The sequence below is a fragment of the Psychromonas sp. SR45-3 genome (assembly GCF_014163575.1).
GTDB lineage: Bacteria > Pseudomonadota > Gammaproteobacteria > Enterobacterales > Psychromonadaceae > Psychromonas > Psychromonas arctica.
The window spans coordinates 63758-74901 of the sequence record NZ_JACJDP010000021.1 but is presented as its reverse complement, the minus strand read 5'-3'; the positions used below and the strand labels follow the sequence as shown (position 1 = coordinate 74901).

General features: G+C 36.2%; 8 protein-coding genes. 3 read left to right on the top strand and 5 right to left on the bottom strand.

Annotated elements, in window-relative coordinates; genetic code table 11:
* Positions 1–423: 423 nt before the first annotated feature.
* From phoR to H5084_RS12310, 5 genes are all read right to left on the bottom strand, one after another.
* Positions 424–1713: a phosphate regulon sensor histidine kinase PhoR gene (gene phoR, locus H5084_RS12330; protein ID WP_182690651.1), complete on the bottom strand. Its 1290-nt coding sequence runs from the start codon at positions 1711–1713 to the stop codon at positions 424–426.
* A gap of 96 nt (positions 1714–1809) precedes the next feature.
* Entirely contained in the window at positions 1810–2493 is a 684-nt protein-coding gene (gene phoB, locus H5084_RS12325; protein ID WP_028867671.1) for a phosphate regulon transcriptional regulator PhoB, read from the bottom strand.
* Between the two features lie 197 nt (positions 2494–2690).
* On the bottom strand, positions 2691–4799 hold the full coding sequence (locus tag H5084_RS12320) for an EAL domain-containing protein (protein ID WP_182690650.1): 2109 nt from the start codon (positions 4797–4799) through the stop codon (positions 2691–2693).
* On the bottom strand, positions 4799–5341 hold the full coding sequence (locus tag H5084_RS12315; RefSeq protein WP_182690649.1) for a YfiR family protein: 543 nt from the start codon (positions 5339–5341) through the stop codon (positions 4799–4801). Before H5084_RS12315 ends, H5084_RS12320 begins: the two co-directional genes overlap by 1 nt.
* A 9-nt stretch (positions 5342–5350) precedes the next feature.
* Positions 5351–7321 (bottom strand): TonB-dependent receptor domain-containing protein, encoded by a 1971-nt coding sequence (locus tag H5084_RS12310; protein WP_182690648.1) that lies wholly within the window; start codon positions 7319–7321, stop codon positions 5351–5353.
* Between the two features lie 535 nt (positions 7322–7856).
* Here H5084_RS12310 and rdgC point away from each other — a divergent pair.
* The 3 genes from rdgC (at position 7857) to H5084_RS12295 (ending at position 11088) form a co-directional block, all read left to right on the top strand.
* Positions 7857–8765 (top strand): recombination-associated protein RdgC, encoded by a 909-nt coding sequence (gene rdgC / locus H5084_RS12305; protein ID WP_028869928.1) that lies wholly within the window; start codon positions 7857–7859, stop codon positions 8763–8765.
* Positions 8766–9190: 425 nt separating this feature from the next.
* Positions 9191–10369 carry a formate-dependent phosphoribosylglycinamide formyltransferase gene (purT, locus tag H5084_RS12300; RefSeq protein WP_182690654.1) on the top strand — a complete coding sequence of 393 codons (1179 nt, stop codon included), beginning with the start codon at positions 9191–9193 and terminating at the stop codon, positions 10367–10369.
* 302 nt (positions 10370–10671) lie between these two features.
* On the top strand, positions 10672–11088 hold the full coding sequence (locus H5084_RS12295; RefSeq protein ID WP_037072090.1) for a SulA-like leucine-rich domain-containing protein: 417 nt from the start codon (positions 10672–10674) through the stop codon (positions 11086–11088).
* Positions 11089–11144: the final 56 nt, after the last annotated feature.

Genomic DNA, 11144 nt, shown 5'->3' with positions numbered 1-11144 from the left:
GTGCTTTTTACCAAAATAAAAACGTAAATGCTCAGGGCTAAGCTATTTATGCTTAGTTCAAGGCGAAAAAGCGCAGTTTAGTGGTTTAAATGAGCATTTTTCAACGAAGAAATAGGCTTAAATAGAGACGGCCTGAGTAGTTACAATATCTTTTACTCTTGAGCTGTAATACATGAAAGTTATAAATCATGTAATTTTACAAACAATATCGATTAAAAAATCATGTAGAGTGGATATTTTAGAGCAATGCCTTGTTTAATAAAATATTGGTTCAGACGTATTGATTTAAAAAATGAAGTCTAAAAAGGCATTAATTATCGAGCTTGCTATTTAATAATGAATTCAAGTTTGAATCTAAAATAGCTTAAATCAGTATAATAAAGCTTGCCTAAAACATTCTCGGGCAACAAATAACGTGACTATTTAACAAATATAGTTGTCTGGAATAATAAAGGAAAACTGACTGCCTTCCCCAACATGGCTTTCAATATGTAATTTACTGTCATAATGAGATAATGCATGCTTTACAATCGACAAACCTAGACCAGAGCCGCCTGTATCTCGGGATCGTGAAGCATCGACTCGATAAAAACGCTCGGTTAAATGTAAAATATGTTCAGGAGCAATCCCATCACCAGTGTCCATCACACAGAAATAAGCACCTTCCTGTACTCGCTTCCAGATCACCTTAATAGTGCCATGCTCAGGCGTATAATTAATGGCGTTATACACTAAGTTAGCTATCGCGCTACGTAGTTGCATTTCATCGCCGACGACCGATAACTTAGGGTCTACTTTAAACGTGATAGTTTGTGATTTTTTACGCCCTAATGTGACCGCTTCATTTTCAACCTGTGTTAATAAAGCAGACATGTTGATACTTTCATGGAAATCTAAAGTCGCTGCCCCCTCTATTTTTGATAACGTCATCAATTGTTCAACTAATGCACACATACGTGCAGTTTGCTGATCTAGCACTTGAATGGTTTTTAATTGCATTTTGTCATCTTGCGCGCTCATCGCTAGCATTTCAATATACCCCTGTAAGACGGTAAGTGGCGTGCGTAGCTCGTGGGAAACATTAGCGACAAAATGGCGTCTATTTTCATCCATTTGACGATAACTAGTGACATCACGCACAATCAATAAGCGCTGATTTTTGGCATAGGGCATGACCCTAAATTCTAATACTTTTTCATGATTAATCGGGGAAACTAAATCTAGTGGTTCGTTATAAACATCACTGCTTAAATATTCTACGAAATCAGGATGACGAATTAAGTTAGTAATATTCTCTCCCGCATCCTCAGGCCACTTAAAGCCTAATTGAAATTGGGCAAGTCGATTACACCATACGATTTCACCGTCTTTTTTGAAGACTACCACCGCATCAGGCAATGCTTCAGAACCTTCACGGAAACGGCTAATTACACTAGCTAAATTATTGCGGCGTTTGCGATGACGTTGCTGCATATTATGGATACCAATATAAGCATGTTCCCACACCGACTTACCGGGTGGTAAACGTGTACTTTTACTAATCCATAACCAATCATTTAACTTCTTTAAAAAATAATAATGCCAGCAGATATGTAACACTGTGGTCACTAATAATAATTCTAGTAATAATTCCGTTAATAGTCCCAAGATTAAAACGGGAACATAAACTAAGCACATTGCCCAGAATAGCTGCTTCCATGTATATACTTTCAAATGCGTCACTCTATATTAGGTGGCGGCTCACTTGTTAAGTGATTCCGTAATAACTCAATAATATTTTTAGATAATACTCAGGCTAATATCTATTATCTATGAACGTGTAGAAAAGCGATACCCTGCTCCACGTACTGTTTGCACTAGATGGTCATGATCTGACAAGGCTTTACGTAAACGACGAATATGTACATCAACGGTGCGATCTTCTACATAGACATTCGTTCCCCAAACATTATTTAATAATTGCTCGCGACTATAAACACGCTCGGGATGTGTCATAAAGAAATGTAGTAATTTAAATTCTGTTGGTCCCATGTCTAATGGTGTATCACTTAAGGTTGCACGATGCGAAATAGGATCTAGCTTAAGTTTACCGACTTTGAGTGTATCATCGAGTGAAGTAGGGTTAACACGTCGCATCACTGTCTTAAGGCGTGCCATCAGTTCTTTTGGAGAAAAAGGCTTAGTGACATAATCATCGGCACCATTTTCTAAACCACGCACTTTATCTTCTTCTTCACCCCGTGCGGTTAACATCACTACGGGTATTTGGCGCAGGATCTCATCTTGCTTTAAAAATTTTAATAATTGAATACCACTTCCGCCAGGGAACATCCAATCTAATAAGATCAGGTCAGGGTAAGGTTCATGGAGGTGGTCAAGTGCCGCTTGGTAATTGTCCGCTTCAAGAGTTTCATAGCCGTGTTGTTCCAATACAAAGCTCAACATATCTCTGATCGCGACCTCATCTTCAACCACTAAAATTCTACTTGCCATTAGGTTTACCTATTTATTGTTTGTGCTAAATGATGTCATTATCACTAGATATTATGACATTTATATGACAATCACACATAAAGTGTCATAAAGCATCAAATTGATATTTAAACGAATAGTTTTAAATAATCAACATGGTATAAGACAAGTGATTTTTAGAAAAAAATGGGATATTAATTACACCTGATTTTAATTGCTCAAATTGCTTTTTTTATTAACTCTACTTTATATTCAGTATCACCAATAGCAAGATTAACTTCCGCTAAATCAAGCAACGATTGGTGACTAAAATAATATTCTTGAAATTGCAAAAACGGCATTGGTTTAGAGAACAAATAACCTTGACCAAATTGACAGCCTGCTTCTAGTAGGTACTGTTTTTGTTTTTCATTTTCAATACCCTCGGCAACAACTTGAATATTTAACTGTAGTGCTAACATGATCATCACTTTACATAAATCACGGCTATTACTCTCTGTTTCTAAACCATCTACAAAGGACTTATCAATTTTCAGAATATCAACATCCATCTTCTGTAAATAGGACAGAGAAGAGTAACCTACACCAAAATCATCTATCGCAATAGAGACACCTTGATCTCTTAATTGAGTCAGTTGATAACGAATATTTTCTTCGCTTTCCATTAATAAATTTTCTGTAATTTCAACAATGATAGCATCATGACTTAAACCAAGCTCAGCGATATATTCAAACCAGTTTTTCATCCACTGTCCATTACCTTTAAACTGTAAAGGCGAAACATTGATACTGATTTGAAAACCATCATCAACGTCTAGTTTTTTAAGCTCAGCAAGATCATAAGCAGCAGTACAAGCCACCCACTCTCCAATATCAGCAATGAGACCAATTTCTTCAGCAACAGAGATAAACTCTAATGGTGGCACGAGGCCTCGAATAGGATGGTTCCACCGAATCAAAGCTTCTGCTTTACAAATTTTATTTGTCGATAAATCAACAATAGGCTGATAATAGAGTTCGAATTCATTATTGCTAAGGCTATGGCGTAGATCTTCAATTAAGTCTCGTTTTTTAACCACATCATCGAGCATAATGGGGTCGAAAAAATGATGGCAATTTCGCCCTGCACCTTTTGCCTTATACATTGCTAAATCGGCACACTTAACGATGCTTTCAACCGTTTCTCCATGATCAGGAAAAATTGCAATACCGATACTGGTGGTGACATATACATGCTTACCTTTGATCACAAATCCTTTTGATAAATGTTCATGAATACCAATAGAGATAGTGTCTATATCAGATAAGTTGATTACATTTTCCACTAAGATAATAAATTCATCTCCCCCTAATCTCGCTAATATTTCAAAATCAGTCAACACACTTGCAATAGATTTACTCACTGCAATCAACAGTAAATCACCGTAGTCGTGACCTAAGGTGTCATTTATTTCTTTAAAACCATCGAGATCTAGTGCTAATACAGCAAAACTTTTATCTTTTTCGTATTCAATCAAGTCAGCTAGTTTATTCAGTATATAACGCCGATTAGGCAGACCAGAGAGAGGGTCACTAAAGGCTTGTGTGGTTAATTGTGTATTAGCCACTTTTAACGCCGTTGTTCGCTGCTGAACAGTTTCTTCTAAAGAATGATCCCGTTGTTCAATGGTTTCTAACATCAAATTAAAACAGGAAGCTAAATTACCTACTTCATCACTCGATAACACCTGTGAGCGTAAACTATAATTATTGGTTTTAGTCACCCTGTCTGCGACGGCAGCGAGCTGAGTAAGTGGATAAATGAGGCTTTTACGTAAAAATAACGACAAAATAAAACTAAGCACTAAAATGAGTACTAAAATAACCAGTAAAAAAGTGCTAAAAAATAATAAGCTCTGTTCAATTAACGAGTAATCAGCCTTTATCGTCAATACGCCATACACAATCCCCTGCATCTGCAGTGTTGTTTTAACCACCATTAAGTCCGTAAATATTTGTGTGGTATTGTCCTTTGCTGCAACAACAGCAACAAAAGCATTTCCTTTCATGTCTTCTACTTGAGCACTAACAATATTACTTTGCCCCTGAAGAGATTTAATTTGTTCTGTAGCACTTGCTTGATCTTCAAAAATCAAAGCTGCGGTAAGATTTGGGGCCAGTATATTAGCGATTGAGTTAAGCCTAGACTGTTCGGCGTTAGTCACTGCGTTGAGTTCATAGATAGTGAACATGGAGGCAATGGAAATAGTGCTAAAAAAAGCGACTAACATCAACATCGCAAGTAGTTTGGCTTTCAATGATCTAAACAATATGCGTTGTAACGGCATTACAATGGACCTTTATAGATTCGACCTAAGCGAAGTACTTTAGAACTCATATTAATACCTGATCGTTTCAATTTATTGGGACTTATTTCAAAACGGACTTTACCGCCAACGATAAAAAAATTGATATGACCACCAGATAAAATAAAATTATTAAATTCGCCAACTAACATGGCATTAGGAATAAGACCCTTAATGATAAGATCATTCCATTTAGCTATATCATATTTTGAAATGAATAAGGTATGACAACCCGCTATCTCTTCAATATCAGATCTTAAAAAACGAACCTCTACCGGTACCTTCCTTACGCTTAAATCTTTAAGTGTGATTTTAGCCGCTTCTACAAACTCAGTATCAAAACTACAAAGGTTATAACTTTCCGCTGTTGTTGCATTAAACCATTCACCCTGCGAATAGCGAGCAAAGTTATAAATAAAGCCAGATTTAATCGCATCTTCACGGGTTGTTGCAAAGGCAGTTGTTGATAGAATTAGCATCAAGGTTAATAATGTCAAAGTAAACTGTGCAGTAAGTCTCAACATGCAATTGACCTAGAATTTTGCAGTGATTTGAGCGGAATAACTTGGCTCAATATACGTGCTAATGGTAAATAGTTCACCTTTATTTCCAACTTCAGCGTGCTTGCCATAAAGCAAATTATTCCCAGTAAATGATAACATTACTGAAGGGGATACCTGCCAATGCCAGCTTAAATCAAATACATCATAATCTTTTGTACCATAGGCATCCCCATTCTCTAGGCGATAAATCACTGAAAATGAGTGCGCTGGAGTTAATAGAAAGCTAGTTTTGGCAATAAGTTGGCGTAAATAAGTATCATCACCCAAAGCAGGTATTAAATCGTCTGATGAATGATAGTTATGATAAGTATAACTGTAGCCAAGCTCGGTGCTTAATTTCTCGTAAGGCTGCCATTTAATAACCGCTTCTCCACCATAAGTGGTTAATTTACCACCTGATACAAAGTCAAGACTGATTAATGAAAAAGTATCATTAACACTGGGAGCAATCGATAATACATTACGGGCTTTAGTATGAAACAGAGACAGGTCTACCCACCAAGATTTAGTACTATAACGATAACCCAGCTCTTTAGAAATTGATTTTTCTCCTTCAATATTAGGATTACCAATAACTTCTGTGCGTATTCCAAAGGGAGATGATAATAGTAATCTTTCATTGTATTCTGCAAAGGAAGGTATGCGGATACCCTGTGAAATTGCCGCCCATAAGGTATGCTTTGATTCCGGAGTCCATAATAAACGAGCCATCGGCTGATGCCCCCAGCCAGTAAAGCTATTTTTTTCAGAGCGGTTACCAACAATTAACTTAAGCGTCTCGGGTATTAATGTGAATTGCGCTTGAACAAATCCACCATAATGGTGATAAGTATTAATATTATTAATATTTTTAACATAATCACTATCGTCTACGTCAATGTTGTTATAACGATAGTTCACTCCCCAATCAAATTGTATATGATTAATCAATGTGTTCATTTGATAATCAATATCTGTAATCAAAAAGTCATCTTTATAATTAGTTTGATTACCTTGCTGAGAGCTAATTGATGCTTGTAACATTTGATTAGAATCAGCTGAAAGTCGATGCTCTAACCTTGTCATCAGTTGTATATGTTCACGTGAATATTCATCGGCCGCAAATTCTTTCATATATGAATTCAAATTGGCTTGGTGCATATTCTGCCCTATTTCGATCTTTGTATAATCAGCTTGAGCCAAGAAAGAGAGATTATCATTTAAATTTAAATCAATTCTTCCTCCAATCGTTTTCTTTTGGCTGTGATCATTAGGAACAATAGCCTCATAACTTTTTGTCGATTTATCTGCTTTTTCAATACCACCAAAGACTCTAAAGGAGCTATAGTTGGCTAAATCTCCACCCACCCTAAAATCGGCCTTATGATCAATTTTTGAGCCACTCGCTAACTGTACGACAGTATCTCGAGTATCCACGCTATGTTTGGTAATAATATTAACCACGCCATTGGTTGCATTACTTCCCCATAATAATCCACCTTGACCTCGAATCACTTCAATACGCTCAATGTCAAACAAAGGAAGGTTTAATGCTTCCCAGTATACGCCAGCAAATCCTGGGTTATAAATGCTCTGCCCATCAACCATTACCAATAACTTACTTGAATAACGACCTGCAACACTACGAGCCGTGATCGCCCATTGATTATTATCAATTTTTCGAACTTGCATACCGGGCACTAAGCTTAACGCTTGCGCCACAGAAGTCACACCTGACTGCATGATCTCTTTGTTAGTTAAGACATAAATTGAAGCTGCAGTTTCAGACATACTTTGCAAACGTTTCATCGCTGAAGTGGTTTGTATATCTGCTGCCATCAAGTCATCAAAATCAAGACTAGTGAGATCATCTAATTGTGATGTTGAATCAGCGAATGTGCTGGGGAGAAGTAAAAGATTGAATAGCAAAAATACTGCTTTCAAATAACAATTAATATTCACTAACTTTACCATTGCTGGTACTCAATTATAGTTCGCATTAAAATTCCATTTTTAAAAAGGTATCTATTATAGATAGTTACCCATTTTATATCCTTATAAAGTACATAATTGTGAGTGATGATTTTATCTAAAACGATGTAGTAAGCAAAGTTGATTAAACAGCTAAATAGATTAGAAAATTAGGTTAATCAACATTAATTTATAGGCAATGGTAAATATTAGAATTACCGCCACAAAACGTTTTCTTATTTATTTAAAATTTAAAAACTAAATACGAGTATTAGCATACCAATAAAAGGAAATTAATACAGTTTTATACTAAATAATGGGTAATAATTAGTTAAATGTTAGCGTCTGCATCTTACTTAAAAATATAGCATTGATCATAAGGTGAATCAGTTAAAGTAAAACGTCAACATAGATAGACCGCTCATCACTATAAATATATAGCTTCATACCATCAAATTTTGCCGCTGACTGTAAAATCATTTACACTCATGCTCTCTTTTATTTTTCATACATTAAGGTGTAGTCCATGTTTTTCAAAAACCTTCAAGTTTATCGTTTCACTCGTCCAATGGAACAAGATGACAATGCACTAGAAAGAAACCTAGAAGAATTTAAATTTAAACCTTGTGGAAGCCAAGATATTTCAAAGTTAGGCTGGGTATTTCCAATGGGGAAAAGCGGTAGTATGTATACCCACATTCATCAAAAGCAAATTTTAATCTGTCTTAAAAAAGAAGAAAAAATGCTGCCTGCAGGTGTAATTAAAGACCAATTAAATGAGCGTGTGGAAGCGATCGAGTTAGAACAAGGCCGTGCATTAAAGAAAAAAGAAAAAGACAGCCTGAAAGAAGATATCGTCATGCAATTATTGCCACGTGCATTTAGCCGTACTTCACAGACTTATGCGTGGATAGATAATGAAACAAATATGCTATACGTCGATTGTTCAAGTACACGTAAAGCAGAAGAACTGATTTCTTTGCTAAGAAAAACGCTAGGTAGCTTACCCGTGGTACCTGTACAGCTACAAAATCAAACTGACGTTGTAATGACTGATTGGATATTAGAAGGCAATATTCCAGCCCACTACCAACTAGAAGATGAAGCTGAACTTTGTTCAGCCTTAGAAGGCGGCGGTATCATTCGTTGTAAGCAGCAAGATTTATTGTCTGAAGAAATTAAAAATCATATCAACTCTGATAAATTTGTAACTAAACTAGCACTCAATTGGTCCGACAGTATTTCATTTGTTATTGGTGAAGAGTTTGCTTTAAAACGACTTAAATTTTCTGATGTATTACAAGAACAAAATGAACATATTGAAGCAGATGATTTTGCTGCTCGCTTTGATGCTGATTTTATACTGATGACCGGGGAGATTAAACAACTTGTGCCTTCATTAATCGGTATTTTTGGTGGCGAACAAACTTTATAACCTTCCAACATCTTACAGCCCAGTTTAAAACCTGGGCTTTTTTTTAACTAACCTCAATTCTGGTTAATAAAAGCGGCATTATATTTAAAATCATAAGATTATATTTTTGGGCTATACAGTGCCGTTAGTTTTGCGTAGTTCAAGGCGAATTATTGAAGCAATAACTGGTTATTGAGAGATAATTTAACGAAGAAATCCGCGAAAATAAAGGTGTTGTATTGCTTTGCTTATCCAGAACTGAGGTTAACTATACCCGTTATTATCCAGCATGCCAAAATCAACAAGCTATGAAGTTAAAAGCTTCTACGCATACAGTAGCCAGTCTTACGGATATAATACCGCGCCTCAGTATTTATACATGAGTTGCAAATATAATTTACCCCCTTCTTTTCATCCATATAAGAGTGAATTAAATGACAGTTTCAATTTTAGGAAGTGCAACCAGTAAAAGCGCCACTAAAGCCTTACTATTAGGCTCAGGAGAACTCGGTAAAGAGGTCGCTATCGAATTACAACGCTTTGGTGTTGAAGTTATTGCAACAGATAGCTACGCTAACGCCCCTGCTATGCAAGTTGCACATCGTTCGCATGTGGTCAGCATGTTAGATGGAAAGTGCTTAGCTGAGATCATCCGCCTAGAAGCACCTGACCTTATCATTCCAGAAGTTGAAGCAATTGCAACTGACACATTATTAGATCTTGAAAGCCAAGGTTTTAATGTTGTACCTACCGCACGAGCGACTAAATTAACCATGGATAGAGAAGGTATCCGTCGTTTAGCAGCTGAAACATTAGCAGTGAAAACGTCTCCATATATTTTTGCTGATACTAAGCAAGAATTTTTACAAGCTGTTAAAGAAATTGGACAACCTTGTGTTATTAAACCTGTAATGAGTAGTTCAGGTAAAGGCCAGAGTGTTGTAAAAACAGATGCAGACCTAGATCACTCGTGGACTTATTCACAACAAGGTGGCCGTACTGGTAAAGGTCGTATTATTATTGAAGGATTTGTTCCCTTTGATTATGAAATCACACTCCTAACAGTAAGTGCTGTTGATGGTATTCATTTTTGTGCGCCTATCGGCCATAGACAAGAAGATGGTGATTATCGTGAGTCATGGCAGCCACAAGCTATGTCAGAAAAAGCACTACAACAAGCACAAGAGATTGCAACTAAAGTGGTGACTGAATTGGGTGGGTTTGGTTTATTTGGTATGGAGTTTTTTGTAAAAGGCGATCAAGTCTATTTTAGTGAAGTATCTCCCCGACCACACGATACAGGATTAGTGACACTTATTTCTCAAGATCTTTCCGAGTTTGCTTTACATGTAAGAGCCATACTAGGATTACCGATCGGAGCAATCACACAATACGGTGCCACTGCTTCAAGTGTTATTTTAGGGAATGGCGCCTCTCAAGATATTAAGTTTGCAAACGTAGCCGATGCTTTAGGCAAAGTACCAGGTGCGCAAATGCGTTTATTTGCAAAGCCTGATATTAACGGAAGTCGTCGTTTGGGCGTCGCTATTGCACGTGGGCAAGATATAGAGCAAGCAATCGCTAACGCTAAATTAGTAAGTCAAACAGTTGAGGTACTTTATTAAGTTATCAATCTATGACTTAATAATAACATTAATAATAAAATAGATACTCTACTAGAAAACTAATAAGATTTTTAAAGCGATTTGCAGATGCATATCGCTTTTTTCCTTTCATCAGATCCCTTTATAACACCACCACTGTATTAGCATCATAAGTACTACCTTCTTCTATTCCTCTACAAAAACAGTTTAAAAATCAAACAAAGCACACAAAAAATAAGCAAAGCTAACAAATTAAGCTTGATCATAAGTTCAAACACAAGTACTGTTGTTACATACAGTGTTTATTTATACAGGTGAATCATATGTTATCAAGATTAATTAAAACAACGCACACTACTCCCTATTTATTACACAATTATGATCAAAGCCCTTTAACTTCAAGTGCATTAGTTAATGTGCAATACCAACAAAATGATTACCAAGCGTTGCTAGAGCATATACAAAAAGGGAGTGATCAGGGTTGGATTTTATTTTTAGCTCCTCCAGGAAAACCTAATACTCAATTTTTTGAAAACGCAGGCATAGATAAAAGCAGAATGTTAATGATCGACGCGAATAAAGTTGCCGATAATTTATCATTATTATCAACATTACTTCAAAGTAACAATTACTGTACGGTGGTAACTTGGGTTAACGAGCTATCAGAGCAAACACAATTAAATATTGAAGCAGACGCTGAGTTAACAAATACCAGTTGTTTTATTTACTGTAAACATTAAACGTATAGTGCATTCAACCTGTTTATACCCGTTATCATTCAAGATAAAAATATCAA